Origin of the sequence: Marinomonas profundimaris (assembly GCF_000508165.1) — a bacterium.
In the GTDB taxonomy this organism is placed as follows: domain Bacteria; phylum Pseudomonadota; class Gammaproteobacteria; order Pseudomonadales; family Marinomonadaceae; genus Marinomonas; species Marinomonas profundimaris.
On the sequence record NZ_AYOZ01000003.1, the window covers coordinates 34,179 to 60,625 of the forward strand.

Genomic DNA, 26,447 nt, shown 5'->3' on the forward strand with positions numbered 1-26,447 from the left:
TTTTTATTAATGGTCGATGGTTAGCCACCCACCACATTAACCAGTAGTGTGACTTTATCACCTGGTTGAACGTATTTTTGGCTGCCTACATTCGGGTTCCAATCTTTAATGTCGGTGACGGACACTTTAAACTTGTTGGCGACCAGTGCTAAAGATTCACCATCGCGAATGGTGTAAACCACTTTTTTCATCACGCTTCGAGTGCTGCTTTCAGACGGCTTAGGTTCTAGCCACACCACGAGTTTTTTTCCTGGAATGAGCGGGTCAGCAAGCCCCATGCTATTCCAGCGAGCAAGTGTTTTGCTGTCTGTGTCGTATTTATTTGAAATCAACCACAAGCTATCACCAGGATTGACGGTATAGCTTATTTTGATTCTGTTTCGGTTTGGCGCTCGGGATTGCTTTGCAAGCAGGCGTTGGTGAGAGCTTAATGTGTAGCTTTCAATGTCGTTACCGGCAACTGGAATCATCAACTCTTGTCCAACACGAATCATGGTGGACGATATTTTATTGACGTTCTGTAGTACGTTGACGGTTGTGTTGTGCTGCTTTGCAACGAGAAGCAAGTTGTCGCCTGCTTTTACGGTATATCGAACCCAGGTTACGCGTTCTTTATTGGGAATTTCAGCCAGCTTGGTTCTAAATTGTTTGGCTTTTTTAATGGGCATTAACAGTCTATGTGGACCGTCGGGCGACGTTGCCCATTGGTTGAAGCCTGGGTTTAAAAGGTACACTTCATCAATGCTAACCCCAGCCATTTCCGCTGCTTGTGCTAGATCCAGTTGCCCGCCAATATTCACGACATCAAAGTATGGTTTGTTTGGAATAAAGTACGTGGAGTAATTGTACTTATCTGGGTTTTTGATGATTTTTGCGAGAGCGATCAACTTTGGAACGTAGGCTCGTGTTTCTCTCGGAAGGTCGAGCGACCAAAAATCAGTTGGCTTTCCTGCTTTTAGGTTCTTTCTTATCGCTCTACGAACGGTACCTTCGCCAGAGTTATAAGAGGCAAGGGCATGTAGCCAGTCGCCATCAAACATTTTGTTTAAGCGAGTGAGGTAAGCGATCGCCGCTTGAGTCGAGCCTATAATGTCACGTCGACCGTCGTACCACCAAGTTTGGTCGAGGCCGTACATTTGCCCCGTTGATGGGATAAATTGCCAAGGGCCAGACGCACGACCGTGACTGTATCCGAAAGGGTCAAAGCCACTTTCGACGATTGGGAGTAAGGCGATTTCAGTTGGTATGCCCGCCTTCTCTAATTCGTCTACGATGTAGTATAAATAACGCTCACCACGTTTTGACACTCTGTCTAAGTAAGATGGGTGAGAACTAAACCAGCGAAGTTGAGACGACAGTCTAGGGCGATCTAGATCAAGGTCTAATTGGTAGCCAGCTCGAATGCGTTCCCAGATGTCTTCTGGTGCTCTTGGCTTGCTGGTGGCAATAACCGGTTCAATGACGTCTTCTTCCGTCACTTCTTCTGTTGTAGAGTCCACGGGCGGGACGGTGTCAATGAAACCTAGCTTTTCGGTATCGGCTTCGACCATATCGGCTTCTTCGGCCGTTTCTAAAAGATCAGAAGATGGGTTGCTTCTCTCGATTTTAGAGGCGGTTTGGCAGGCGCTTAAGGTTAGGCTAACAAGGCAAACCCAGAAAATTTTATATGTCATGAAGCTCACAAAATTGAATAAAGTTTGGACATTTTAAAGGTGTGGCGATAGAGGTCAACTAAAACTATCTTTCGCACGCCTAACTTGGCTAAAAGCAGCCACAGGATCGTGGGCAGGTTTTTCGTTAAGTTGTTGTGCTGCCTGCGTTTTAACGTCGTTAAGGTCACTGCGTAAAAACGGGTTAGTTTTTTTCTCTAAACTCAACGTTGTTGGTAATGTGGGTTGGTTGTTTAGGCGTAACGTTTTGCTCGTATTGTTGCTTTCTATTAGCGCCATATTGTTAGGCTCTAATGATAAAGCAAAGCGATAGTTAGCGAGCGTGTATTCATGCGTGCCGTAGATTAGCGTTTCGTCAGGTAGTGCTATTATTTTACGCATTGCCGTGAGCATTTGTTCGGCGGTACCTTCCATTATGCGGCCGCAGCCACCTTTAAATAAGGTGTCGCCGCTGAATAAAACGGGAGAACCTTGTCCTGCGAAGTAGCAAAGGTGATCAAGTGTATGGCCGGGCGTCGAGATAACGCTAAATGGTTGAGAAAACACGAAAACAGTATCGCCGTCATCAACTGGGTGAGTCACCAAACCCTTTAAGTGTTCTGGGCCATAAACGGGACACTTTGTGTGTTGCTTGAGTTCAGCGACGCCACCCGTATGGTCTTTGTGGTGATGGGTGATTAAAATACCAACGAGGTTTTGGTTATTTTCTTGGCAGTATTTTAAAACAACGTCTGCTTTGCCTGGGTCAACCGCCCAAATGTGCGAACTATCTTTATCTTGGATTATCCAGATATAATTGTCTTGAAAGGCGGGTAGCGGAAAAATGGTCATAATTTGTTTACTTTATAGTAGTTACTTCATTCCACATGACGTATCGATAGAAAGAACATGTGTCTCGTCATGCCGTTTTAATTAGAGAATTCATTGTATGTTGGATGATCAATCAAGACAATTTTTTCAAAACTGGTACAAGAGTAGCTTAGGTGAGAACTTGTTGGCGCTTGAGTTGGAAGAGGTTGCTTCCGAGCTAGATTCGGCGGTGGGTTATTACTTGGTGGCTCAATCTCCTCTTAGGGATTTTTCGTTACAAAACCATCGTTTACGCGAGAGTATTTTAATTGCGCCTGCTCTAGAGTTTGGGGCGCCAAGTAATACGATTGTGGCTAGAGCCAGTGAATTGCCTTTCGAATCGGATGGTGTGGATGTTCATGTTTTTCATCATACATTAGACATTTCTGCTACACCCCATGATGATCTACGAGAAGCTGCGAGGACGCTCTTGCCCAGTGGTAAACTCATTATTATCGGCTTTAATCCTTTGAGTTTGTGGGGCTTTTGTCGCTTGTTTTCAAAGCGAGTGAAAGCGCCTTGGTGTGGTCATTTTATTGCCCATCAAAGGCTCGAGGATTGGCTTAAGGTGGCGGGTTTAACCTTAGAAACAAAGCGTTTTATTCACTATGAGCCGCCGCTTCAAAGCGGCAAGTGGCGGGCACGGTTTGCTTGGGTTGATAAAATACTGAGGCCTCTTAAACTGCCTTTTAGTGGCGTTTATGTGATGACGGCAACTAAACAGGTTAAGCGTTATATACCATTAAAACCTCGTTGGTCTGGTGCTCGAGTGCGAGTACCTCCTTTAACAAAACCAGCAGCAAAAGAGATGAAAGAGTGAAAAAGGTAGAAATGTACACAGACGGTGCTTGTAAAGGCAATCCGGGAATTGGCGGTTGGGGAGCTTGGCTTACATTTGGTGAGCATGAAAAACACCTTTGCGGTGGCGAGCATGATACGACGAACAACCGTATGGAGTTGTTGGGCGCAATCGAAGGTCTTCGAGCATTAAAGGAAAAATGCACTGTCACCTTATATACCGACTCCTCTTATGTCCAAAAAGGCATTACGGAATGGTTGGCTGGCTGGAAGCGAAAAGGTTGGATGACGGCATCTAGACAGCCGGTTAAAAACAAAGACTTGTGGCAGGCATTGGACGAACAGTGTCAGCGACATGATGTGACATGGAAGTGGGTGAAAGGTCACGCTGGTATTGAAGGTAACGAAATTGCAGATCAATTGGCCAATCAAGGTATTGACGAGTTAAGGGCAGCATCATGAGGCAGGTAATACTCGACACAGAAACAACGGGTATTGATCCGAAACAAGGTCACAGAATCATTGAGATTGGTTGTGTGGAGATGATTGGTCGTAAACTGACTAAGCGACATTTCCATGTCTACATTAATCCAGATCGTGAAGTGGAAGAAGAGGCATTTCGTGTCCATGGTATCAGCAATGAGTTTCTGGCAGACAAACCGCGTTTCCATGAAATAGCGCAAGAGTTTTTTGATTTTATCAAAGGGGCTGAGCTTATTATCCATAACGCGCCCTTTGATATTGGTTTTATGGATCATGAGTTTGCTCGAGTGGGCGGCTATCCTAAAACCGCAGAAGTGTGTGGTGTTTTTGATAGTTTGGTTTATGCTCGAAAAAAACACCCAGGTCAGAAAAACAATCTCGATATCTTGTGTCGTCGTTACGGCATAGACAACTCTCATCGAGAGTTGCACGGAGCCCTGTTGGACTCGGAGATTCTCGCTGACGTTTATTTGTTAATGACCGGTGGGCAAACGAGTCTAGGGTTGGCAAATGACGCGGGCTCAGATTCAAAGCAAGAGGGTGAGGTAGGGGAGATTCGTCGTTTATCTGCAGATCGTCCTGCTTTGAAGATCATTCGAGCCAGTGATACAGAATTAAAAGTACATGAAGAGCGGCTGGATTTGATTGATAAAAAATCGGGTCAGTCCTTGTGGCGTATTAAGCACTAACTGATATTGCATAAAGACAGTCGAGCTTTGATAAACAGAAGTGCAAAAAAAGCCCTCATGTGAAATGAGGGCTTTTTTTATGTCTATTGTTTACGACTTTGCTAGCGGCTTACAGTAAGTAGGCAACACACAGGCCGCCGACAATGCTGAGGACAAACGTGTAAGGCAACGCCATCCACACCATCTTGCCATAAGACAGGCGTAATAGCGGCGCAATGGCAGACGTTAGCAAGAATAGGAACGCGGCCTGACCATTCGGTGTGGCCACGCTTGGTAGGTTTGTTCCTGTGTTAATGGCAACCGCGAGAGTATTGAAATGTTCTCGGCTGATCGCACCAGAATCCAGCGCTGCTTTTACTTCGCCAATGTATACCGTTGCGACAAAGACGTTGTCACTGATCGCGGACAAAATACCATTGGCAATGAAGAACATGAGAGGCTGGGAATGCGTTGGCATGTGTAAGACAACATCAATGATCGGTTGGAAAAGATGTTGTTCATGGATGACCGAAACGATGGTAAAGAACACGACCAGTAGTGCTGTAAAAGGCAGTGCTTCTTCGAAGGCGTGGCCAATCTGGTGTTCTTCTGTGATGCCATTAAATGCGGTCAGTAAAACGATAACCATCAAGCCAACCAAGCCAACTTCTGCAACATGAAAAGCAAGGGATAGCATCAGTACAATGGCCACAATACCTTGAATAATAAGCTGGGCTTTGTGTTTGGTTGTGCTTTTTTTAGATTCTTCCTCTTCGAAGTTTTTCAGAATGTTACGGACATTTTCAGGAAGCAGGGCGCCATAATCAAACCAGCGAGTTTTTTCCAAAATAACCACAGTCAGTAAACCGCAGGCCAACACTGGCATGGAGATTGGTGCAACACGTATGAAGAACTCAACGAAGTCCCAGCCTGCCATTTTTGCGATGAGTAAGTTTTGAGGTTCGCCAACCAGCGTCGATACACCACCTAATGCCGTGCCTATTGCGCCATGCATCAATAGGCTACGCAGAAAAGAGCGAAACTCGGCCAAATCTTGTTGATTCACAGGAAGTATATGGTCGTCACTGCTTGGGTTGTGTTTGTTATTCGTTGATTGGTCTGAAGCGACTTTGTGATAAACAGAATAAAAGCCAACACTGACGCTGATTAATACGGCGGTAACCGTTAGTGCATCTAAAAAAGCAGAAAGAATCGCGGCACTAAGGCTAAACACCAAGGAAATGATGACTTTAGAGCGTATTTTGACCAGCAGTTTATTGAAGATGAATAGCAGCATGTCTTGCATAAAGTAAATGCCCGCCACCATGAACATCAATAGCAAAATAACGTCGAAGTTTTTAATGACCTCATGGTAAACACCGTCGGATGTGGTTAATCCTAATAAAACCGCTTGCAGAGCGATGAGTCCGCCAGGTTGTAAAGGGTAGCATTTAAGTGCCATGGCCAATGTGAAGATGAACTCAATAATAAGTAACCAACCCGTAATGAAAGGCCCTAAGGTAATCACAGCGATTGGGTTGATGATAAGAAACGCGATCACAGCCTGTTTGTACCATAAGGGGGAGGCCCCTAGGAAATTGTTTCCAAGCGCTTGTGATATTGAGGTTTTCATTTATTGCTCCTTTAGAAAGGCATGAACTTGTCTGCAAGTTTTTATGATTTTTTTAATGGCCTGATGATAAGGGATAAAGAAAACAGTATCTATAGTGATTAATGGCTAATGGATATTGCTATTTCAGAAAATAGCCCCACTATCTCAAGAGCTTATGAATATTTAGAGGAAAAGATGTTGGAATTTTTAACTGATTATGCCGGTTTTTTGTTGAAGTTAATTAGTGTCGCGTTAGTGATTGGTTTTCTGTTGGCGGTTATTGCCAGTGGTAAGAAAAAATCGCAGCCGGGCAGTTTGTCTGTAACTAAGTTAAACGAAGGCTACGACGCGATGAAAGCTGATTTAGACCATCAGCTTTTGGATAAAAAAGTACTTAAAGACAGACAGAAAGAAAAGAAGAAAAAAGAGAAGTTAGAGAAAAAGGCGCAAAAAAAATCACCACAGGAAGCAGTGGAGAAAAAACGTCTGTATGTGTTGGATTTTGATGGTGATATTAAAGCCTCTGCGGTCGCGTCAATGCGTGAAGAAATTACCGCCGTATTAAGTGTGGCAAAACCAAGCGATGAAGTGGTTGTTCGTTTGGAAAGTGGTGGCGGCGTGGTACATGGTTATGGTTTGGCGGCGTCTCAATTGCAGCGAATTCGTGAAGCGAATATTCCGCTCACAGTGTGTGTTGATAAGGTCGCAGCCAGTGGCGGTTATATGATGGCGTGTGTCGCGGACAAAATTATTGCGGCGCCTTTTGCTATTCTTGGTTCCATTGGTGTGGTTGCGCAAATTCCGAATGTGCATCGATTATTGGATAAAAGCTTAATTGATGTGGAGCTCCATACGGCGGGTAAATTTAAGCGAACCTTGACCATGTTGGGTGAAAATACCGACGAAGGACGTGAAAAATTCAAACAGGATTTGGAAGACACTCACGACTTGTTTAAACGTTTTGTATCTGGTCAACGCCCACAATTAGATATTGAAAATATTGCAACAGGCGATACTTGGTACGGGTCGGAGGCATTGGAAAATAAACTGATCGATGTTGTGATGACGAGCGACGCGTATTTGGTTTCCCATTATGGTAATGCGGAAGTGGTGCAAGTGGTTTATAAGCAACCAAAAGGCATGGCTGAGCGTTTGGGCTTGTCTTTTTTCTCTGCGCTAGAGCAGAAGGCGGTTTCTTGGATTGGCAAATTGAGTCAATCTCGGGGTTATTAGTAAATACGTTCTTAGTTATAAAAAAAGGATGGTGCGTTTAACGTGCCATCCTTTTTTTTGATGTTTAATTTGTGTGGCTATGGCTTGGTAAGCTCGTTGGTGCTTTGTAGTTCGTCATAGTTCAAGCTCGTGCCGGTTTCGGGTGTCATGGATTGTAGGGCAATTTTCGCCATCGCGTCTTCCAGCTCAATGGGCTCAAAGTAAAGTAGGGTGCCAATGGTTGGGTGATCGAGATAGTTGACTTTTTTACTGGCGGTTTTATTGAGCAGGTTGAGCGTCAATACTAATGCAGGGTCAAATGCTTTCAGTTCTACTTGTTCTTCTGGCTCGCTCGGCCTTTGTGAGAAAAATAAGGAGGATTGTTGTCTCTCGGTCGCTGCGTCGATGCGTGCCGGATTGTTTGGTTGAGTGAAGCTATCAAATAGATAATGTTGATAGTGGATATCTGATTCGAGGTAACGACCCAGTTTAATTGCTATGTCACCAGTGAGTTCTGGGTAGCCGTCTTTTTCTTGTTTACTATGAAAACTTTTGCTGATGGTGTCGCCTGGATATTTGAAAATCAGTGTCCACTTTTGATTTGACAATACGGTCACGTGTCGGCCAAGTTTTTCTTCTATTTCTGTGAAAGGAGAAGCGTGAGTGTCATCGATAAGATCCGCTTTATCTTCCTCGTCAGGCGTGAGTCGAAGAAGGTTTTCGGTGGTTAGTACATTTTTGTAGCGAATTTGCTCACTCGATTGCCCTTCTGGCCACATAAAAGTCACCAAGTAGCCTTCATAGGCTCTGGCGGTATCTGGATTAATGTCGCTGTCTTCGGCAAACAGGTTTGTATTAAATAATGTTAAGGCGACAAGCGTAATGGTTAAGGATTTCAATGTAATAGTTCCAAAGTCTTTGTGGTTTGTTGGAAGCGATCTTCCGCGCTGTTCATTGGCGCTAGGAATTTCAAAGTGTCAGATCCTACGAGTTTATAGCTGTCAGGTTGTGTCTGAATAAGTCGAATTAACTTCATCGGATCAACCGGTGTTTTGCTGTTAAAGAAAATTTTACCCTCTTTTGCATTGGCTTCAATCTTATTGATGCCGAGTGCTTCTGCTTTCAGTTTTAGCTCAGTTTGTCTGAAAAGGTTCTTTGTTGCGTCAGGCAAAAGGCCAAAGCGGTCGATCATTTCGACCTGCAGGTCTTTTAATTCTTCACTGACTTTCGCACTGGCAATGCGCTTATACAGAATCAATCGAGAGTGCACATCGCCCAAATAGTCTTCTGGAATCAGCGCAGGTACGCGCAGATTGACATCGGTTTGTGCTGGCGAGGTAATGTCGACATCGGGAGATTCGCCATTTTTTAAAGATTTCACGGCTCTGTCGAGCATGTCCATAAACAAAGAGAAGCCGACATGTTCAATATGCCCACTTTGGCCGTCACCTAATAGTTCACCAGTACCGCGAATTTCTAAATCGTGAGTGGCCAGTGTGAATCCGGCGCCAAGTGTGTCGGCCAATGTAATGGCTTCCAAGCGTTTTTCCGCATCCCCGGTTACTTTTCGGTCGTTAGGCGTGAGCAAATACGCGTACGCTTGATGGTGAGAGCGGCCGACTCGGCCTCGCAGTTGATGAAGTTGAGCTAAGCCAAACTTATCCGCGCGCTCGATAATAATGGTGTTGGCATTAGGAATGTCGATGCCGGTTTCAATAATGGTTGAGCAGACCAGTACGTTGGCTCTTTTGTGGTAAAAGTCAGACATGACTTGTTCGAGCTCTCGCTCGCGCATTTGGCCGTGGCCGACGATGACTCGCGCTTCGGGAATGAGCTCTTCGAGCTCTTCGGCGGCTTTTTGAATAGTTTGTACTTCGTTGTGTAAGTAATAAACCTGACCACCACGATGAAGCTCTCGTAAAATAGCCTCTTTTATTTGATGTGCATCTTTTTGTTTTACGAAGGTTTTTACTGACAAGCGTTTTGCGGGAGGCGTGGCAATAATCGATAAATCACGAATGCCCGACAAAGACATATTTAGCGTTCTAGGGATTGGTGTTGCTGTCAGTGTTAAAATGTCGACTTCGGCTCTTAGGGTTTTAAACTGTTCTTTTTGCTTTACGCCGAACCGGTGTTCTTCATCGATAATGACCAATCCTAGGTTAGAAAACCGGATATCACCTTGAATCAGTTTGTGTGTGCCAACAACAATGTCCGCCTTTCCTGACTCTAAGCGCTCAATGGATGTGTTGGATTGCTTGCCAGAGCGAAAGCGAGATAAGAGCTCTATTTCAACGGGCCAATCGGCAAATCGGTCACAAAAATTCTCGTAATGTTGCTGAGCCAGTAAGGTGGTAGGAACCAGAACGGCAACTTGTTTTCCGTCCTGAACCGCCAAAAAAGCGGCTCGCATAGCGACTTCGGTTTTGCCGAACCCTACGTCACCACAGATAAGTCGGTCCATCGGCTTTTTGCCTATCATGTCTTGCATAACGGCATCGATCGCCATTTGTTGGTCTGGTGTTTCCTCAAAGGGAAAGCCTGCTGAAAATAGTTCGTATTGGTCGTCTGGTTTTGCGAATGCGTACCCCACACGTGCTTCGCGTTGGGCGTAAATTTCTAACAATTCGGCGGCGGTGTCGCGGGCTTTTTCGGCGGCTTTTTGTTTGGCGACACTCCATTTGTCTGTGCCAAGTTTGTGCAGTGGCGCGGTGTCTTCGTCGGCGCCAGTGTAGCGGGAAATTAATTGTAGAGAAGACACAGGGACGTAGAGTTTAGCGTCGTTGGCGTAACCGAGAGTGAGTAATTCCGTTTCTTGTCCATCGATTTGTAAGTTGGTGAGGCCAAGATAGCGCCCAACGCCGTGATCAATATGCACAACAGGTGCATTCATTCTCAGTTCGGTCAGATTGCGAATGATCGCATCTTCATTGATATCGCTGTGTTTGTTGCGTCGACGGTGTTGTGAAACACGCTCACCCAGTATTTCGCTTTCCGCAATAAGGGTGATGTCATTGTCGATTATAAATCCGCGACTAATGCGACCTTCTGTGATGGCGAGCGACTGGGAGGATTTTGTAAATGCTTCCCAGTTGTTCACTTGCTTGGGTTTGATTTTATGCTTTTTAAGCAGCTCAAGTAGTGCTTCTCGGCGGCCTGCCGATTCCGCTACGATGAGTGTTCTGGTGTGGGTGTTATTCAAAAAGTGTTGTAGTTTATGCAGTGGCTCAGCGGCTTTGGATTCGATTTTTACTGAATTCGGTGCTTTATAAAGTGGGTGTTCGCCATTTGCTGAAAAAATAACCGACGGGAACTGGTTAAGTATGGAAAACAGTTCGTCTTCTCGTAGGCAGACTTCGTCCGGCTTTAGAATTGGGCGCTCTATATTGTAATTAAGTGATTCGTGGCGTGTTTTGAAGTCGAGTTGAATGCTGGCGAGTTGTTCGTTAAAGGTGTCTGAGCGAATGATCAGTGTGTTGCCAGGAAGGTAGTCGAATACATTGGCGGTTGCTTCGAAAAATAGAGGTAAATAATACTCTATGCCAGCAGGAATGAGTCCGCTTGAAATATCTTGATAGATTGGGTTTGAAAGCGGCGAGGCGTTAAAGCGTTCGCGAAAGGCTTTCCGAAACTGTTGAATGCCTTGTGAGGTGGTCGGAAATTCTTTTGCCGGCAGCATTTTTATTTCGCTGACTTTATTTATGCTGCGTTGGGTCTCGGGATCAAACCATCGAATGGATTCGATTTCATTGTCAAACCAGTCAATTCTTATAGGGTTTTCGGCTCCCATTGGGTATACGTCCATTAATGCACCGCGAATGGCGTATTCGCCATGTTCGTGGACATTGTCGACGTTCAAATAACCCGCATTGGTGAGTTTTTGAGACAGTTGTTCTAATGGTAGTTCTTGGCCTTCTTTTAAATGGAACCGCTGAGCGTCTAGATGCTGTTTTGGGCAAAGTCGAGTTAAGCAAGACGCAACAGTGGTAAGAATGATTGGGTTTTTTGTTTCGGTTAGCTTGGCGAGTGTTTCGAGCCGTTGAGAAACAATGTCTTGATGTGGTGAGAAAGCATCGTATGGCAGCGTTTCCCAGTCACTGAATCTAAGTAGTTCTTTTTTGTTCTGGTTTAGAAAGCGCAGTTCGTCTTCCAGCTCATTTAATTCGCCGACGGTGTTGGCCATAAAAAGAATGGGTAGCTTATGTTGAGAGGCAATGGCGATAAGTTGTAGGGCCTTACGGCTGCCATTGAGTCCGTCAATTACATTTTTGAAGCCGGGTTTTAGTGTGAGTGTTGTCTCGGGCATGTTGTTTTACTGATCTCGGTTGGCGGAGAGTGTAAGGGACACGGAATCCGCAAAGCGTAAAGCGTGTGGTTTGGCTACCTCGATCTTCGCGAAGGTGACATTGCTGGGGGTCATGCAAAGTTCAAGCAGGTCTGCGGTGAGCTTTTCTAGTAAAAAAAAGCGGTTGTTTTCAGTATGAGCTATCATTTCTTTACAGAGTGTTCTGTAGTTTACAGCATTTTCAACATTGTCTGTGTCGTACGCTTGAGTGGCTGGGTAGTGAATCCAGGCGTTGATAATGATGTCTTGTTTGTTTTTTGTCTCTGAATCATTGAATCCAATATAGGTTCGTAAACGTAAGTTTTTAATATGAATTTGAGCTTCTGGTTTAATCATAATGGTGCTTCCGTATTTTGAGCTGATTCATGTGTTAGGCGATATTGTGTCGTTTTCAATCTAGTATGGCAACTTAGTAAATGTGATCTGTTTGTATACTCGTGATTGTGTAATTTGGATTTGATTTTTTTGTAACGTCAAAGGAGTAAGTGAGCTCCTGAGTGCGGTGATTTATAAGCAAAAAATGTACTTTTTAGTATGTAAGGTCAATCAATAAGGACAAAGTGGGGCTTTTAAGTCAGGGTTGGTGCTTAAAGACGACGCTATGCGCTGGTCAATGTCGTTAATGATCTTTATAATACGTCGGTTTTTTGGTGAAGTGAGTTTGTGTTTTACAATTAATTTAATATTGGTTGTTCGCTTATGCATGTTTTCCCGGAGGGGGGTGTAGGCATGACACATTACGCTTTTTGTGTTCAATTTATTGTTGGGCAGAACATATGTATAAAATTACAAAAGGCCTGGATCTGCCGATCTCAGGTGCTCCCAATCAAGTGATTGAGGCGGCTGCTGCCGCAAAGACGGTTGCTGTGATTGGTCCTGACTACCATGGAATGAAACCCACCATGTTGGTTAAGGAAGGGGATAAGGTTAAGAAAGGGCAGGTTATCTTTACAGATAAGAAAACGGAAGGTGTTAAGTACACCGCACCTGCTTCTGGAACAATAACGGCGGTTAATCGTGGCGAAAGACGCGTATTTCAATCTGTTGTTATTCGTGTCGAAGGTGACGAGTCAGAAACCTTTGCTGCTTATTCTGGCTCTGAATTAAAATCTTTAGAACGCAGTAAAGTTGTTGAGAATCTGGTTGGATCTGGATTATGGACAGCATTTCGTACGCGTCCATTCTCAAAAGTGCCTGAAGTTGCTTCAGTACCGAGTTCTATCTTTGTTACAGCGATGGATACTAATCCGTTAGCGGCTTCCCCTGAAGTTGTGCTAGCTGATCAGGCAGAAGCGTTTGCAGACGGCTTGACGGTTTTGGCTCGTTTGACGGAAGGTAAAGTGTTTGTTTGTAAAGCACCAAACACAAAAATTCCGACGACGTCTGATGTCACTGTAGAAGAGTTCTCTGGTGTGCATCCCGCTGGTAATGCAGGAACGCATATTCACTTTCTTGATCCAGTAAGCGATAAGAAAACAGTTTGGTCTATTAATTACCAAGACGTTGTTGCTGTAGGCAAATTATTTGTCACTGGTGAACTTAGTGTTGAGCGCGTTATTGCTTTGGCCGGACCGCAAGTGAAAAATCCACGTCTACTTCGCACGCAAATTGGCGCAAATCTAGACGATTTGTTGGCGGGCGAGCTGGCTGAAGGTGATAATCGTATTGTTTCAGGTTCCGTACTTTCTGGTCGTAATGCTTTTGGCTCTTTTTCTTATTTAGGGCGTTACCACAATCAAGTGTCTGTATTGCTTGAAGGTCGTGAACGTCAGATGATGCATTATCTTCGTGCCGGTGTAGAAAAACACTCTCTTATGAATGTGTTTCTATCCAAACTCACTGGTAAGCAATCATTCGATATGACAACAACCACCAATGGTAGTGATCGTACCATGTTGCCACTTGGTAATTTCGAGCGCGTTATGCCGCTTGATATCTTACCAACTCAATTGCTGCGTGCGTTGGTTGTGAATGATACGGAGCAAGCTCAAAAGCTTGGTGCGCTTGAGTTGGATGATGAAGATTTGGCTTTGTGTACTTACAGTTGTTCAGGTAAGTTCGAATATGGTCCGATCCTTCGTGATTGCCTAACTCTAATAGAGAAAGAGGGTTAATTCATGGGGCTTAGAAAAGTACTCGATAAAATAGAACCTGAGTTTCACTCAGGTGGTAAATACGAAAAATGGTATGCGCTTTTTGAAGCGGTCGATACTATTTTTTACCGTCCAAGTTCGGTTACCAAAAATGGCTCTCATGTTCGTGACGCGGTCGATATGAAGCGCATCATGATCTTGGTTTGGATGTGTACATTTCCAGCGATGTTTTTTGGTATGTATAACATCGGTTTGCAAGCGAACACGGCAATGGACGTCATGGGCGTTACGGCAGCGGACTCTTGGCGCCATGATATTATTGGTGCATTGACCAATTATGATGCCTCAAGCATATGGGACAATATGGTTTACGGTGCAATGTATTTTTTGCCTGTTTATCTTGTTACCTTTGCTGTTGGTGGTTTTTGGGAAGTTTTGTTTTCTTCCGTGCGTAAGCATGAAATAAACGAAGGCTTCTTTGTAACGTCTATTCTGTTTGCCTTGTCTTTACCTGCAACGGTTCCTTTGTGGCAAGTTGCCCTAGGTATCAGTTTTGGTGTTGTGCTTGCGAAAGAAGTCTTTGGCGGCACGGGCAAAAACTTCCTGAATCCAGCGTTAGCAGGCCGTGCCTTTTTGTTCTTTGCATACCCAGCGTCTATGTCTGGTGATGCGGTATGGACAGCGGTAGACGGATTCTCTGGTGCGACGGCGTTAAGTCAGCTTGCAGCAGACGGTGTGCCAGGTTTGACAGTAGCGTGGACGGATGCATTTTTCGGCTTTATTCAAGGTTCAATGGGTGAAACATCGACTCTGGCTATCTTGATTGGCGGTAGTGCGTTGCTGATTATGCGAATTGCGGCGTGGCGTATTGTTGCTGGTGTTATGTTAGGTATGGTTCTGACGTCTGCATTGTTTAATGTGATCGGCTCCGAAACGAACCCTATGTTCTCAACGCCTTGGTATTGGCACCTTGTTTTGGGTGGCTTTGCGTTTGGTATGATGTACATGGCGACGGATCCAGTATCTGCATCGATGACGAATCGTGGTAAATGGTTCTATGGCGCATTAATCGGTTTGATGGTTGTTCTCATTCGAGTTGTTAACCCTGCGTACCCAGAAGGTATGATGTTGGCAATTTTATTTGCGAATTTGTTTGCACCATTTATCGATCACTTTGTGATTCAGGCAAACATTAAGCGGAGGATTGCACGCAATGGCTAGCAGTAACGATAGTATTCAAAAAACCATTATAGTTGCCTTGTCCTTGTGTTTGGTTTGTTCTATTTTTGTTGCCGCGGCAGCAGTAGGGCTTAAGCCAATCCAAAATGCCAATAAGGATCTAGACCGTAAACGTAATATTTTGTCTGCGGCTGGCATGCTTGTTCCTGGTAAGTCAATTGATGAAGTCTTTCAGACGGTAGAAACACGCATCGTCAATTTGCAAACCGGTGTTTTTGCGACAGAGGCTGAGATTAAGGCGGCGGGTATCAATCCAGCGACTTATGATCAAAAAGCAGCAGCAAAAAATCCTCAGTTGTCAGTTGCTTTGAGTGGCGAAAATGATCCGGCGAGCATTAAGCGCCGAGCAAATTTTTCAGCGATTTATCTCGTTAAATCTGGTGATGACATCGATCGAATCATCCTTCCGGTTCATGGTTATGGCCTATGGTCTACTATGTATGGATTCATGGCGTTGAAAAATGACTTCAATACTGTGATCGGCTTTGGCTTCTATTCTCAGGGCGAAACGCCTGGGTTGGGTGGCGAAGTAGATAATCCTAATTGGAAGGCGTTGTGGAAGGGCAAAGAGGTTTATGACGATCAAGGCGAGGCGGTTCTTCAGCTTGCTAAAGGTGGCGTAGATAGCTCTGATCCAAATGCAATTCATAAGGTGGATGGTTTGTCAGGTGCTACTTTGACAAGTCGTGGTGTCACTAATCTTGTTCAATACTGGTTAGGTGAGGAAGGCTTTGGTCCTTTCTTGGCAAAACTTCGTAGCGAAGGAGCTCAATAATGTCTGATGTGAAAAAAGTCCTCTTTGGGCCGATTCTTGCGAATAATCCAATTGCATTGCAAATTTTGGGTATTTGTTCAGCGTTGGCGGTGACGAGTAGTCTGAGTGTTAGTTTGGTTATGGCAATTGCCTTAACCTTGGTAACTGCGTTCTCTAGCTTCTTTATTGCGATCATTCGTAACCATATTCCAAACAGTATTCGTATCATTGTTCAAATGATCATTATTGCTTCTTTGGTAATCGTGGTTGACCAAGTCCTTAAGGCGTTTGCTTTCGAAATTAGTAAGCAGCTTTCTGTTTTCGTTGGTTTGATCATCACTAACTGTATCGTAATGGGCCGCGCAGAAGCGTTTGCTATGAAAAACGGTCCAGTCATGAGCTTTGTGGATGGTATTGGTAACGGTTTAGGTTACAGCGCGATGTTGATCGTTGTTGCTTTCTTCCGTGAATTGCTAGGCGCAGGTAAGTTGTTTGGTGTCGAGATATTCGCGACTATCCAAAATGGTGGTTGGTATCAGCCTAATGGCTTAATGCTTTTACCTCCAAGCGCATTCTTTGTTATTGGCTTGGTAATTTGGGTGTTACGTTCTTACAAAACAGAACAAGTTGAAGAGCCTGAATTTAAGATTGCTGCCAATTCACGTGCACAGGAGGCGCTCTAAATGGAACATTTAATTAGTTTGTTCGTTAAAGCTGTGTTTGTAGAAAACATGGCATTGGCTTTCTTCCTTGGTATGTGTACTTTTTTGGCTTTGTCCAAAAAAGTTGAGACAGCGATTGGTTTAGGTATCGCGGTTGTGGTTGTTTTGGCAATTACGGTTCCGCTGAATAATCTTTTGTATCAAAACCTTTTGGTTGATGGTGCACTTGATTGGGCTGGTCTTCCAGGTGTTGATCTTAGTTTTCTAGGTTTGTTGAGCTACATTGGTGTTATTGCTGCTGTGGTTCAAATACTGGAAATGACATTAGATAAATACATGCCCGCTCTGTACAACGCGCTGGGCGTGTTTTTGCCACTTATCACAGTGAACTGTGCCATCATGGGTGCTTCTTTGTTCATGGTTGAGCGTGACTATAACTTTAGTGAAAGTCTTGTTTACGGTGTAGGTGCTGGTGTTGGTTGGGCGTTGGCGATTGCTGCGCTAGCCGGTATTCGGGAGAAACTTAAATATTCAGATGTTCCTGCAGGTCTTCGTGGTCTTGGTATCACGTTTATTACTGTTGGTCTGATGAGTTTAGGTTTTATGTCATTTTCTGGTGTGCAGCTGTAATAGGCGGCACATTTAGACAACCAAGAATAAGGTTTAACTAACATGGTCAACTTAGAAATTATTCTAGGTGTGGTGATGTTCACAGCTATCGTGCTTGCGTTAGTGGCAATTATACTTGCTGCTCGTGCTCGTTTGGTAAGTACTGGGGACGTTACAATTCGCATCAATGGTGAAAAAGAAGTAACCGCGCCAGCTGGCGGTAAATTACTTCAAACTTTGGCGAACAGTGGCATTTTTCTATCGTCTGCCTGTGGTGGCGGTGGTACTTGTGCTCAGTGTAAATGTAAAGTGACAAGTGGTGGCGGTTCTATGCTGTCTACTGAGCAGTCTCATTTTACGCGCCGTGATGAAAAAGAAGGCTATCGTCTTTCCTGTCAGGTTGCTGTAAAGCAAGACATGGATGTAGAGGTGCCTGAAGAAGTGTTTGGCGTTAAGGCTTGGGAATGTACTGTTGAGTCAAACCCTAACCTAGCAACCTTCATTAAAGAGTTGACGTTAAAATTGCCTGAAGGTGAAAACGTTGATTTCCGTGCGGGTGGTTATGTTCAACTTGAAGCGCCAGCGCATACGGTGAACTACAAAGACTTTGATATTGAAGAAGAATATCGTGGTGACTGGGATAAATTTAACCTTTGGAAATTCGTTTCTAAGGTTGATGAAACCGTTATCCGTGCTTACTCAATGGCAAACTATCCTGAAGAAAAAGGCATTGTTAAGTTCAATATTCGTATTGCTTCGCCGCCTCCAGGTAAAGATGATCTACCTCCTGGTCAAATGTCGTCTTATGTGTTCAGTCTTAAGCCTGGCGATAAGATAAAAGTATACGGTCCATTTGGTGAGTTTTTTGCTAAAGACACCGAAGCTGAAATGGTGTTTGTTGGTGGTGGTGCTGGTATGGCACCAATGCGCTCACATATTTTTGATCAGCTTAAACGCTTAAACTCAAAGCGTAAAATTACTTTTTGGTATGGTGCTCGTAGTATGCGTGAAGCATTCTATATGGAAGAGTACGACCAGCTTCAAGCAGAGAACGAGAATTTTGAGTGGCATTTGGCGCTTTCGGATCCTCAGCCTGAAGATAACTGGGAAGGTAAGACTGGCTTCATTCATAATGTTCTTTATGAGAGCTATTTGAAAGACCATCCGGCACCAGAAGATTGTGAGTTCTACATGTGTGGACCTCCAATGATGAATGCTTCTGTTATTAAAATGTTGGAAGATCTTGGTGTAGAAAAAGAAAATATCCTATTGGATGATTTCGGCGGCTAGCACCTAAATAAAGACCCACCTTTTGGTGGGTCTTTATTTTATTGACTACTAGAAAGACTTTTTATGCGTAAAAAAATATTATTTTCTGCTTTCCTACTTATCGTTATTGCGACGGTTTATCGCTTTTTTGTTTTTACTCCTGAGCTGTTGAGTTTTTCCGGCCCTACAATGGGCACAACGTATACGGTGAAGTTTTATACCACGAATGATGTTGAAAGCTCTCGGGATCTAAAGCATGGTGTTGATGCTGCATTGGTTAGGGTTAATAAGCTGATGTCGACATATGATCCAAACTCGGAGCTTTCGGTTTTCAATAAGCTGCCAGCGAATAAGTCCTCTACTGTTAGTGAAGACATGGTGTATGTGATTGATAAGGCTTTACTGATCAGTGACATGAGCGGTGGTGAATACGATGTGACTATAGGCCCCTTGGTTAACTTATGGGGGTTTGGGCCGGGGAAGCGAGAAGATAAAGTGCCAACTCAAGAGTCAATTGATGAGGCGAAATTACGAGTTGGTTATCAGTATTTACAGCTTGACGGTCGCCGACTAACGAAGAAAAAAGACATTTATGTGGATTTGTCTTCGATTGCAAAAGGCTACGGCGTGGATATGGTCGCGCAAGTATTACAAAATAGCGGTATTGAAAGCTATTTGGTTGAAGTGGGTGGTGAGATCTTATCCAAAGGCTTGAAGGTTGATGGTACGCCTTGGCGAGTGGCGATAGAGAGTCCTGCCGGTGGTCATGATATTGCAGAGAGAATCATTCCGGTAGCGGATGTGGCAGTTGCAACATCGGGTGATTACCGAAACTATTTTGAAGAGAATGGTGTGCGCTATTCTCATACGATTAGTCCTGTAACAGGGCGTCCGATTACACACAGGTTGGTTTCTGTTACCGTGGTAGATAAAACGACGACCATGGCAGATGGTCTTGCAACAGCGATTACTGTTCTTGGGCCTCAAAAAGGGTTCGAGTTTGCGCAGAAGAATGGCATTGCCGCTTATTTGCTGGTCAAGACAGATTTTGGTTTTGAAGAGCATCCGTCTGATGCTTTTAAACCTTATTTACAATGAGTTGATTTTTTTAATTTTTTAAGGGTGGTCTTATGTTGACGATTATTCTAGCGTTTGTCCTTATGCTTTTATTGGTTGCTGCCATGTCAGTGGGTGTGTTGATGGGAAGAAAGCCAATCTCAGGTTCTTGTGGTGGCATGAGTTCTTTGGGTATGGAAGTGGCTTGTGACATTTGTGGTGGCGACAAAGGTAAGTGTGAAGAAGAAACGAAAAATGGCGCTGCGAAAAAAGTCTCCGATGACACGTTTTATGACGCATCTAAATAATTGAATTGAAAGAGGGTATTATGACAACGAGACATTATGATGTAGTGGTTTTAGGTACAGGCCCTGCGGGTGAAGGCGCAGCAATGAGTGCTGCAAAAGCGGGTAAAAGAGTGGCTGTTGTTGAGGCTAGCTCGCAAGTGGGCGGAAGTTGTACGCATTTGGGTACCATCCCTTCAAAGGCATTGCGTCATGCTGTTAAAGAGATCATTGTCTTTAATACTAACCCTATGTTTCGCGATATTGGTGAGCCTCGCTGGTTCTCATTTCCTAAAGTATTGGATCGAGCAAACCGAGTGATCGATCAGCAAGTAATGGGCCGTACTGAGTATTATGCGCGTAACCGAATTGATATCTTCTTCGGAAGAGGAAAGTTTAAAGATGCGAATACTATTGAAGTTAATACATACGAAAAAGGGCCTGAATTGCTTGTAGCGGATAAAGTTGTTATTGCTACTGGCTCTCGCCCATATCGCCCTGCAAATATTGATTTTGCTCATCCTCGCATATATTGCTCTGACACTATTTTAAGTTTAAGTCATACGCCTCGCTCTTTAATTATTTATGGCGCGGGTGTTATCGGTTGTGAATACGCTTCAATTTTTTGTGGTTTGGGTGTACGGGTTGAATTGATTAATCCGGCTAAAAAGTTACTGAGCTTCTTGGATGATGAAATCACCGATGCGTTGAGTTATCACTTGCGAGATGGTGGTGTTCTTATTCGACATAATGAAACTTATGATTCAGTCGAGACGACGGATCGTGGTGTTGTGATGCATATGGCGTCAGGTAAGAAATTGCGTGCTGATGCGTTGTTATTCTGTAATGGTCGATCCGGTAATACGGATAATTTAGGCCTGGAATCTATTGATCTAGACGTTAATAGTCGTGGCCAGCTTGCGGTGAATGATACCTATCAGACTCAGGTCGACAATGTGTATGCTGCAGGTGATGTGATTGGTTGGCCAAGCCTAGCGAGTGCAGCTTATGACCAAGGGCGCGCAGCGGCGGCAAATATGTTTGGGGCGGCTGGCGGTGAATTTATCAGTGAAGTGCCGACAGGTATTTACACGATTCCTGAGATCAGTTCTGTTGGTAAGACTGAGGCTGAATTAACGGCTGAAAAAGTACCTTATGAAGTGGGTCGTGCGTTCTTTAAGAATACAGCGCGAGCGCAAATTACTGGTGAAGCGGTTGGTATGTTGAAAATTCTTTTCCACCGAGAGTCGCTTGAGTTGTTGGGGATTCATTGTTTTGGTGACCAAGCGTCGGAGATTGTTCATATCGGTCAAGCGATTATGAAACAGCCAGGTGAACAGAACACACTAAAATATTTCCTAAATACGACGTTTAACTACCCAACGATGGCGGAAGCGTATCGTGTTGCGGCATTGAATGGTTTTAACCGAGTGTTTTAATTACTTTGTATGATTGCAAAAAAAGCGCCTCCCACTATTGTGGGAGGCGCTTTTTTTTGTTCAGAATTTGGTGTTGATTAGCTGCCTTTGATGGCGTAAATGCCTTTTAGGTTTCTAAAGAAACCTTTGTAATCCATTCCATACCCGAAGAGGAAGCGGTCGGCGACATCGGTGCCAATATAGTCTGGTGTCATGTCTGTTTTGCGATCATGCAATTTGTTGATGACGGTGGCGGTATAGACGCTGTTAGTTTCTTGAGCTTCGAGCCATTGGGTAATAGCTTGCAGCGTGTGTCCTTGGTCGAAAATGTCATCGACGACAAGTATGTTTCTGTTTTTTAAGCTGGTCTGTGGGTAGCTTAACCAATTTAATGATGCGCCTTCTGTTTCCATGCCATAGCGTGTGGCGTGGATGTAATCAAGCTCAAGTGGAAAGTTTAATCTTTCTATCAATGCTGCCGTTGGGATCAGTCCACCATTCATAACGCAAAGAACAAGTGGGAGTTTGTCAGAAAGTTCTGCAGTGATCTGAGTGGCCATTTTATCTAGAGCGTCATTCAGTTTTGTTTCGTCGACTAAGCAATCTGCTTCATCTAAAATTTTGTTTAGGTCGTTGATTGTGTTCGTCATGGTGAGCCCTATTGTAGAAAATTGGCGGGATTTTACATTAATCCTGACCAGATGCTAAGTTTTTATATTGTGTAATGTTGCGCAAAGGCAAATGGAGGCGAGAACGACCAGCCATGAGCCCTGTAACCAGACCAGAAATATAGGTATAGCAGCAAATGCACCATACACTACCTGGTAGCTGGTGAAAAAATGTGCGAAAGAGCCAAATATGCTGTTTAAAATGTAAAGTCCAATGCTACCTGCTAATGCAGATATCGCGGCCCATTTTATTGAAACGTCGGCATTCGGGGTTAAAAAGTTCAATGTTAAGAGCATGAGGAAATACAGCGTAATACTGCCTAACTCTAATAAATAATTAAACCAAATGCTGGTTTCTGTATCGTGTATCTGGATGGAAATAAGTGTGCCGTACAGGCTTAATGATGTGGCGAATATGATTGGCCCTAATGTTAGGATGGCCCAATAGGTTAATAATCGCTCTCTTAGTTTGCGTGTTTTCTTTATTTCCCATATTGATTGCACGCTGCTTTCAAACGTATTGAGTAAGAGTAACGCGGTTAAAAAGAGCGCGACCAGTCCTGCAATGGGTAGATTTTTAGTTTGAGTAGAAAACTTTATTAAGTAAGGCAGCATGACATCACTGGAGCCAGGAGCTAAATGCTGTTCAAGTAACTGAAATAATTGTGCTTGCATGGCTTCTAAGGCTGGAGTGAAACTTAGTATGCCTAGAATAATGGTGATGATGGGTACTGCAGCCAATAAGCTGGACAGCGTTAGCTGGGCGGCTCTTTGTGTGAGGTTGCTATTTTGAAATCTGGTTACTGTTAGATGGCCATAACGTTTGACGGTGAGGAAAAAATACATTAGTCGATCTGGCATGGTGGATAGGGCTCGGTTAAATGAGTGACAACAATATCACAGCTTATAAAGAGTTTATAAAAACTTCTATTTAATGAACATTGCACAAATACAGTGCAACATGATCCCTTTTAGCGCACTCTGCTTGTTATTTAAGCGCTCTGCTTGTAATATTTATCGTGTTCCTTTTGTGATATTTGTGCTGCGGGGGAGTGGATATTCACTATTCTCTGTTCCTTGGTTGCAAATAGTCATTTTAGCCCAGTTTACTGGGCTTTTTTATGTCTATTGGTTGACGATTGGTATTCCATCCCTATAATAGCCCACCAAATGAAATGTAATGAGCTTAGTTCCGTTAGCTCAGTTGGATAGAGCAACCGCCTTCTAAGCGGTAGGTCACTGGTTCGAATCCAGTACGGAGCACCATTTCAGTCCATTACTCTAATGATTTTTAATTTAGGTTTTGTTGGTTGTAATTGAATGAATGTCATTGTAAATGTCAAATTTTCCAACAAATTAAAGCAAGTTCCCGAGAGGAAGTTTTATGCAAGTTTCTGTAGAGACAACGTCTTCAATCGAGCGCGTTCTAACAATCAGTGTTCCAGCTGCTCGTGTTGACGAAAAAGTAAGTTCTGAAGTGGCTAAAACGGCGAAAACAATTAGCATCGATGGTTTTCGTAAAGGTAAGGTTCCTGTTAGCGTTGTGAAGAAACGTTACGGTCAAGGTATTCGCATGGACGCTGTAGAGCAAATCATGCGTGATGCTTATGTAGAAGCGATTCAAAAAGAATCTATTCAACCAGCAGGTATGCCTTCTATTGAGCCTAAGAACTTCGCTGAAGGTTCTGATCTTGAGTTTGTTGTTAAGGTTGAGGTTTACCCAGAAGTTGCCCTAGCGGATAACGCAGCAATCAAAGTTGATCGTGTTGTTTCTGATGTTACAGATGCAGACGTTGATACTATGTTGGAAACATTGCGTAAACAGAATGCTGAATGGACTGCTGTTGAGCGTGCATCTGCTGATGGCGATCAGGTTACAATCGATTTTGTTGGTTACCTAGGTGACGAAGCATTTGAAGGTGGTGCTGCTCAAGCTCACAAATTGGTACTTGGCTCTAACACTATGATCCCAGGATTTGAAACGGGTATCGTAGGAGCTAAAGCAGGTGAAGAGCGTACAATCTCTGTGACGTTCCCAGATGATTACCAAGCTGAAAACCTAAAAGGTCAAGAAGCTAGCTTTAAAATCACTGTGTCTGAAGTAGCTGAACAAGTGCTTCCAGAATTGGATGATGCGTTTGTTGAGAAATTTGGCCTAGAAGAGGCGACGATTGCTGCTTTGCGTGCAGAAGTGCGTAAAAACATGGAGCGCGAGTTGAATCAAGCGGTTAAAGCGAAATTGAAAAACGCTTTGTTTGATGGTCTATTGTCTATCAATGAAGTGGAAGTGCCTTCTGCGTTGGTTGATCAAGAAGTTGATGCACTTCGTAAGCAAGCTGCTAGTCAATTCGGCGGTGAAGGCTTTGATGCTTCTCAGTTACCTGCAGAATTGTTCCAAGAAGAAGCGACAAAACGCGCTAAACTTGGTCTGTTGATTTCTGAAGTGATCAAGCAAGACGATTTGAAAGTAGATGACGATCGTGTTCGTGCTTTCTTGGAAGATATGGCTCAGGCTTACCAAGAGCCACAGCAAGTTATTGATTTCTACCTTAAGAACAAAGAGCAGCTATCTCAAGTGCAATCTGCTGTACTTGAAGAGCAAGTTGTTGATAAACTGTTAGAATCTGCCCAAGTTACTGAAGTGACATTGGGGTATGAAGACGCTATCAAGCCAAATGCCCAAGCTGAAGAGGCTGGGGAAGAAGCATAAGACTCGTCTTATCTTTTTTAATAAGGTCGACATAGCATTTGCTGTGTCGACTTTTTTGTTTTAAGGAATGCGATATGAATTTGACGAACCCAACTACCGGTCCTGTTGCGATCACAAGTAATGGCCTAGTTCCAATGGTTATTGAGCAGACTGCTCGTGGAGAAAGATCATTTGATATTTACTCTCGCTTACTGAAAGAGCGAGTGATTTTTTTGGTTGGTCAAGTTGAAGATCACATGGCGAACTTGGTTGTGGCTCAGTTGTTATTTTTGGAGTCGGAAAACCCAGATAAAGACATTCATTTGTATATTAACTCTCCAGGTGGTTCGGTAACGGCTGGAATGTCTATTTATGATACAATGCAATTTATTAAGCCTGATGTAAGTACGATGTGTATTGGTCAAGCGGCCAGTATGGGGGCTTTGTTGTTGACGGCGGGTGCGGAAGGTAAGCGTTATTGTTTGCCAAATTCACGCGTTATGATTCATCAGCCGCTTGGTGGTTATCAAGGGCAGGCTTCGGATATTGAGATTCACACGCGTGAAATTTTAAGTATCAAGCATAAATTAAATGAAATTATTTCTTTTCATACAGGCAAGCCAATTGAGCAAGTTGCGATTGATACGGACCGTGATAACTTCATGAATCCTGAAACGGCAAAAGAATATGGCTTGATTGATGATATTTTGCAAAAACGAACAGTTTAAGAAAAGGGTGGAATAATGTCGGATGATAATTTTAGCCGTGGCGACCACTCCGATCGGTTATTGTATTGCTCTTTTTGCGGAAAGAGTCAGGACGAAGTAAAAAAACTTATCGCTGGGCCATCGGTTTATATTTGTAATGAATGCGTAGATTTATGCAATAACATCATTACACAAGAGTTGTCTCAAATTAATGAAGGCGGCGAGTCAGCTGATGAATTACCTACGCCGTCAAAATTGAGCGCGGCACTGGACGATTATGTTATTGGGCAAGACAAGGCAAAACGAGTCTTGGCAGTAGCGGTTTATAATCACTACAAGAGACTGCGTCATCAAGGTAAAACAGATACCAGTATAGAGCTTGGCAAGAGTAATATTTTGCTGATTGGTCCAACGGGTAGCGGTAAAACGCTGTTGGCTCAAACATTGGCTCGTGTATTGGATGTGCCTTTTACCATTGCAGATGCAACAACACTGACCGAAGCGGGTTATGTTGGTGAAGATGTGGAAAACATCATTCAAAAATTGCTTCAAAATTGCGATTATGATGTTGAGAAGGCCCAACGAGGTATTGTTTATATCGATGAAATAGACAAAATCTCTAGAAAATCGGACAACCCATCTATCACGCGTGATGTGTCTGGTGAAGGTGTTCAACAAGCTTTGCTTAAATTGATTGAAGGTACGGTTGCCTCTGTTCCTCCTCAGGGTGGTCGTAAGCATCCTCAGCAAGAATTCTTGCAAGTCGATACTTCTAATATTCTGTTTATTTGTGGTGGTGCGTTCGCTGGATTAGAGCGCGTTATTAGTGATAGAACAGAAAAAAGTAGTATTGGTTTTTCTGCAACGGTGAAAAGCAAAGACGAAGGTAAGTCTTTCTCAGAAGCGGTTCATCGTGTGGAAACGGAAGATTTAGTGAAATTTGGTCTGATTCCAGAATTTGTTGGACGATTGCCGGTAGTGGCAACGCTTTCTGAACTGGATGAAGAGGCTTTGATGACTATCTTGAGCCAGCCAAAGAATGCGCTTGTGAAGCAATATCAACATCTTTTTGAATTGGAAGGTGTTGAGTTGGAATTTACGCCAGAGTCCTTGCGTGAAGCGGCAATTTTAGCGCTGGAACGTAAAACGGGTGCGCGTGGTTTGCGTAGCATTTTAGAGTCTGCTTTGTTGGATTGTATGTACGATCTTCCTACTCGTAATGATGTAGTAAAAGTCGTAATGGATGGTCCTTCAATGCGTGGAGAGTCTTCGCCTCTTATGGTGTTAGAAAAAGAAGAGTTGGCAAAAAACGCCTAGCTCATAGCGCCAAGCAAATTGAAATATAAGGCCGAGGTTGAGTTT

At 43.7% G+C, this 26,447-nt stretch carries 24 protein-coding genes and 1 tRNA gene; 17 read left to right on the forward strand and 8 right to left on the reverse strand.

The window, feature by feature from the left end:
• Window positions 1–20: 20 nt before the first annotated feature.
• Together D104_RS22120 and gloB are read right to left on the reverse strand one after the other, a co-directional pair.
• The gene (locus tag D104_RS22120; protein WP_024022835.1) at window positions 21–1,673 is read right to left on the reverse strand and encodes a lytic transglycosylase; all 1,653 of its coding nucleotides are present in this window, start codon (window positions 1,671–1,673) and stop codon (window positions 21–23) included.
• A 54-nt stretch (window positions 1,674–1,727) separates the two neighbouring features.
• A complete protein-coding gene (gene gloB / locus D104_RS22125; protein WP_024022836.1) occupies window positions 1,728–2,501 on the reverse strand; it encodes a hydroxyacylglutathione hydrolase in 774 nt (257 codons plus the stop codon).
• 97 nt (window positions 2,502–2,598) lie between these two features.
• On the opposite strand from gloB, the gene D104_RS22130 reads away from it, so the two are divergent.
• From D104_RS22130 to dnaQ, 3 genes are read left to right on the forward strand one after another with little or no spacing between them, the layout of a single operon-like run.
• Window positions 2,599–3,339: a class I SAM-dependent methyltransferase gene (locus D104_RS22130; RefSeq protein ID WP_024022837.1), complete on the forward strand. Its 741-nt coding sequence runs from the start codon at window positions 2,599–2,601 to the stop codon at window positions 3,337–3,339.
• Window positions 3,336–3,779, forward strand: a complete 444-nt coding sequence (gene rnhA / locus D104_RS22135; RefSeq protein WP_024022838.1) for a ribonuclease HI — start codon at window positions 3,336–3,338, stop codon at window positions 3,777–3,779. Before D104_RS22130 ends, rnhA begins: the two co-directional genes overlap by 4 nt.
• Window positions 3,776–4,489, forward strand: a complete 714-nt coding sequence (gene dnaQ, locus D104_RS22140) for a DNA polymerase III subunit epsilon (protein WP_024022839.1) — start codon at window positions 3,776–3,778, stop codon at window positions 4,487–4,489. Before rnhA ends, dnaQ begins: the two co-directional genes overlap by 4 nt.
• A gap of 109 nt (window positions 4,490–4,598) precedes the next feature.
• Here the strand turns inward: dnaQ and nhaB are convergent, their stop codons facing one another.
• Window positions 4,599–6,101 (reverse strand): sodium/proton antiporter NhaB, encoded by a 1,503-nt coding sequence (gene nhaB / locus D104_RS22145; RefSeq protein WP_024022840.1) that lies wholly within the window; start codon window positions 6,099–6,101, stop codon window positions 4,599–4,601.
• Window positions 6,102–6,275: 174 nt separating this feature from the next.
• Here nhaB and sohB point away from each other — a divergent pair, with 174 nt between their 5' ends.
• Window positions 6,276–7,313 carry a protease SohB gene (sohB, locus tag D104_RS22150; protein ID WP_024022841.1) on the forward strand — a complete coding sequence of 346 codons (1,038 nt, stop codon included), beginning with the start codon at window positions 6,276–6,278 and terminating at the stop codon, window positions 7,311–7,313.
• A 77-nt stretch (window positions 7,314–7,390) separates the two neighbouring features.
• Here sohB and D104_RS22155 read toward each other — a convergent pair whose 3' ends face one another.
• The 3 genes from D104_RS22155 to folX are packed head-to-tail and all read right to left on the reverse strand — an operon-like array spanning window position 7,391 to window position 11,973.
• Complete coding sequence (locus D104_RS22155) at window positions 7,391–8,191, reverse strand: hypothetical protein (protein ID WP_024022842.1); 801 nt, start codon at window positions 8,189–8,191, stop codon at window positions 7,391–7,393.
• Complete coding sequence (gene mfd / locus D104_RS22160; protein WP_024022843.1) at window positions 8,188–11,598, reverse strand: transcription-repair coupling factor; 3,411 nt, start codon at window positions 11,596–11,598, stop codon at window positions 8,188–8,190. The genes D104_RS22155 and mfd overlap by 4 nt, the downstream gene beginning before the upstream one ends.
• Before the next feature lie 6 nt (window positions 11,599–11,604).
• Window positions 11,605–11,973 carry a dihydroneopterin triphosphate 2'-epimerase gene (gene folX, locus D104_RS22165; RefSeq protein ID WP_024022844.1) on the reverse strand — a complete coding sequence of 123 codons (369 nt, stop codon included), beginning with the start codon at window positions 11,971–11,973 and terminating at the stop codon, window positions 11,605–11,607.
• A gap of 440 nt (window positions 11,974–12,413) precedes the next feature.
• Between folX and D104_RS22170 the strand changes: the two genes are divergently transcribed.
• The 9 genes from D104_RS22170 (at window position 12,414) to sthA (ending at window position 21,042) form a co-directional block, all read left to right on the forward strand.
• Entirely contained in the window at window positions 12,414–13,751 is a 1,338-nt protein-coding gene (locus D104_RS22170; RefSeq protein ID WP_024022845.1) for a Na(+)-translocating NADH-quinone reductase subunit A, read from the forward strand.
• Window positions 13,752–13,754: 3 nt separating this feature from the next.
• A complete protein-coding gene (locus tag D104_RS22175) occupies window positions 13,755–14,951 on the forward strand; it encodes an NADH:ubiquinone reductase (Na(+)-transporting) subunit B (RefSeq protein WP_024022846.1) in 1,197 nt (398 codons plus the stop codon).
• Window positions 14,944–15,744 carry a Na(+)-translocating NADH-quinone reductase subunit C gene (locus D104_RS22180; RefSeq protein ID WP_024022847.1) on the forward strand — a complete coding sequence of 267 codons (801 nt, stop codon included), beginning with the start codon at window positions 14,944–14,946 and terminating at the stop codon, window positions 15,742–15,744. Before D104_RS22175 ends, D104_RS22180 begins: the two co-directional genes overlap by 8 nt.
• The gene (locus D104_RS22185) at window positions 15,744–16,406 is read left to right on the forward strand and encodes an NADH:ubiquinone reductase (Na(+)-transporting) subunit D (RefSeq protein ID WP_024022848.1); all 663 of its coding nucleotides are present in this window, start codon (window positions 15,744–15,746) and stop codon (window positions 16,404–16,406) included. The genes D104_RS22180 and D104_RS22185 overlap by 1 nt, the downstream gene beginning before the upstream one ends.
• Window positions 16,407–17,015, forward strand: a complete 609-nt coding sequence (gene nqrE, locus D104_RS22190; protein WP_024022849.1) for an NADH:ubiquinone reductase (Na(+)-transporting) subunit E — start codon at window positions 16,407–16,409, stop codon at window positions 17,013–17,015.
• Window positions 17,016–17,057: 42 nt separating this feature from the next.
• The gene (nqrF, locus tag D104_RS22195) at window positions 17,058–18,284 is read left to right on the forward strand and encodes an NADH:ubiquinone reductase (Na(+)-transporting) subunit F (protein ID WP_024022850.1); all 1,227 of its coding nucleotides are present in this window, start codon (window positions 17,058–17,060) and stop codon (window positions 18,282–18,284) included.
• A 63-nt stretch (window positions 18,285–18,347) separates the two neighbouring features.
• Window positions 18,348–19,361 carry an FAD:protein FMN transferase gene (locus tag D104_RS22200; protein WP_024022851.1) on the forward strand — a complete coding sequence of 338 codons (1,014 nt, stop codon included), beginning with the start codon at window positions 18,348–18,350 and terminating at the stop codon, window positions 19,359–19,361.
• A gap of 32 nt (window positions 19,362–19,393) precedes the next feature.
• Window positions 19,394–19,627 carry a (Na+)-NQR maturation NqrM gene (gene nqrM / locus D104_RS22205; protein WP_024022852.1) on the forward strand — a complete coding sequence of 78 codons (234 nt, stop codon included), beginning with the start codon at window positions 19,394–19,396 and terminating at the stop codon, window positions 19,625–19,627.
• A 20-nt stretch (window positions 19,628–19,647) separates the two neighbouring features.
• Entirely contained in the window at window positions 19,648–21,042 is a 1,395-nt protein-coding gene (sthA, locus tag D104_RS22210; protein WP_024022853.1) for a Si-specific NAD(P)(+) transhydrogenase, read from the forward strand.
• Between the two features lie 77 nt (window positions 21,043–21,119).
• On the opposite strand, the gene D104_RS22215 is transcribed toward sthA, so the two are convergent.
• Window positions 21,120–21,671, reverse strand: coding sequence for a hypoxanthine-guanine phosphoribosyltransferase (locus tag D104_RS22215; RefSeq protein ID WP_024022854.1), 552 nt, complete (start codon window positions 21,669–21,671; stop codon window positions 21,120–21,122).
• A gap of 54 nt (window positions 21,672–21,725) precedes the next feature.
• On the reverse strand, window positions 21,726–22,550 hold the full coding sequence (locus D104_RS22220; protein ID WP_024022855.1) for a YihY family inner membrane protein: 825 nt from the start codon (window positions 22,548–22,550) through the stop codon (window positions 21,726–21,728).
• A 328-nt stretch (window positions 22,551–22,878) separates the two neighbouring features.
• Here D104_RS22220 and D104_RS22225 point away from each other — a divergent pair.
• The 4 genes from D104_RS22225 to clpX all read left to right on the forward strand — a co-directional run bounded on the left by D104_RS22225 (window position 22,879) and on the right by clpX (window position 26,402).
• Window positions 22,879–22,955, forward strand: a tRNA-Arg gene (locus D104_RS22225).
• 118 nt (window positions 22,956–23,073) lie between these two features.
• Complete coding sequence (gene tig / locus D104_RS22230; protein WP_024022856.1) at window positions 23,074–24,399, forward strand: trigger factor; 1,326 nt, start codon at window positions 23,074–23,076, stop codon at window positions 24,397–24,399.
• A gap of 74 nt (window positions 24,400–24,473) precedes the next feature.
• A complete protein-coding gene (clpP, locus tag D104_RS22235) occupies window positions 24,474–25,106 on the forward strand; it encodes an ATP-dependent Clp endopeptidase proteolytic subunit ClpP (RefSeq protein ID WP_024022857.1) in 633 nt (210 codons plus the stop codon).
• 15 nt (window positions 25,107–25,121) lie between these two features.
• Window positions 25,122–26,402, forward strand: coding sequence for an ATP-dependent protease ATP-binding subunit ClpX (gene clpX, locus D104_RS22240; protein WP_024022858.1), 1,281 nt, complete (start codon window positions 25,122–25,124; stop codon window positions 26,400–26,402).
• The last annotated feature ends 45 nt before the right edge of the window (window positions 26,403–26,447 follow it).

Coding starts and splice junctions, on each gene's coding strand:
- nqrE (WP_024022849.1), top strand. CDS start 16,407: ATGGAACATTTAATTAGTTTGTTCGTTAAAGCTGTGTTTGTAGAAAAC.
- D104_RS22215 (WP_024022854.1), bottom strand. CDS start 21,671: ATGACGAACACAATCAACGACCTAAACAAAATTTTAGATGAAGCAGAT.
- clpX (WP_024022858.1), top strand. CDS start 25,122: ATGTCGGATGATAATTTTAGCCGTGGCGACCACTCCGATCGGTTATTG.
- dnaQ (WP_024022839.1), top strand. CDS start 3,776: ATGAGGCAGGTAATACTCGACACAGAAACAACGGGTATTGATCCGAAA.
- nqrM (WP_024022852.1), top strand. CDS start 19,394: ATGTTGACGATTATTCTAGCGTTTGTCCTTATGCTTTTATTGGTTGCT.
- D104_RS22120 (WP_024022835.1), bottom strand. CDS start 1,673: ATGACATATAAAATTTTCTGGGTTTGCCTTGTTAGCCTAACCTTAAGC.
- folX (WP_024022844.1), bottom strand. CDS start 11,973: ATGATTAAACCAGAAGCTCAAATTCATATTAAAAACTTACGTTTACGA.
- sthA (WP_024022853.1), top strand. CDS start 19,648: ATGACAACGAGACATTATGATGTAGTGGTTTTAGGTACAGGCCCTGCG.
- nqrF (WP_024022850.1), top strand. CDS start 17,058: ATGGTCAACTTAGAAATTATTCTAGGTGTGGTGATGTTCACAGCTATC.
- D104_RS22130 (WP_024022837.1), top strand. CDS start 2,599: ATGTTGGATGATCAATCAAGACAATTTTTTCAAAACTGGTACAAGAGT.
- tig (WP_024022856.1), top strand. CDS start 23,074: ATGCAAGTTTCTGTAGAGACAACGTCTTCAATCGAGCGCGTTCTAACA.
- D104_RS22200 (WP_024022851.1), top strand. CDS start 18,348: ATGCGTAAAAAAATATTATTTTCTGCTTTCCTACTTATCGTTATTGCG.
- D104_RS22185 (WP_024022848.1), top strand. CDS start 15,744: ATGTCTGATGTGAAAAAAGTCCTCTTTGGGCCGATTCTTGCGAATAAT.
- mfd (WP_024022843.1), bottom strand. CDS start 11,598: ATGCCCGAGACAACACTCACACTAAAACCCGGCTTCAAAAATGTAATT.
- D104_RS22180 (WP_024022847.1), top strand. CDS start 14,944: ATGGCTAGCAGTAACGATAGTATTCAAAAAACCATTATAGTTGCCTTG.
- D104_RS22220 (WP_024022855.1), bottom strand. CDS start 22,550: ATGCCAGATCGACTAATGTATTTTTTCCTCACCGTCAAACGTTATGGC.
- D104_RS22175 (WP_024022846.1), top strand. CDS start 13,755: ATGGGGCTTAGAAAAGTACTCGATAAAATAGAACCTGAGTTTCACTCA.
- nhaB (WP_024022840.1), bottom strand. CDS start 6,101: ATGAAAACCTCAATATCACAAGCGCTTGGAAACAATTTCCTAGGGGCC.
- D104_RS22170 (WP_024022845.1), top strand. CDS start 12,414: ATGTATAAAATTACAAAAGGCCTGGATCTGCCGATCTCAGGTGCTCCC.
- sohB (WP_024022841.1), top strand. CDS start 6,276: ATGTTGGAATTTTTAACTGATTATGCCGGTTTTTTGTTGAAGTTAATT.
- clpP (WP_024022857.1), top strand. CDS start 24,474: ATGAATTTGACGAACCCAACTACCGGTCCTGTTGCGATCACAAGTAAT.
- gloB (WP_024022836.1), bottom strand. CDS start 2,501: ATGACCATTTTTCCGCTACCCGCCTTTCAAGACAATTATATCTGGATA.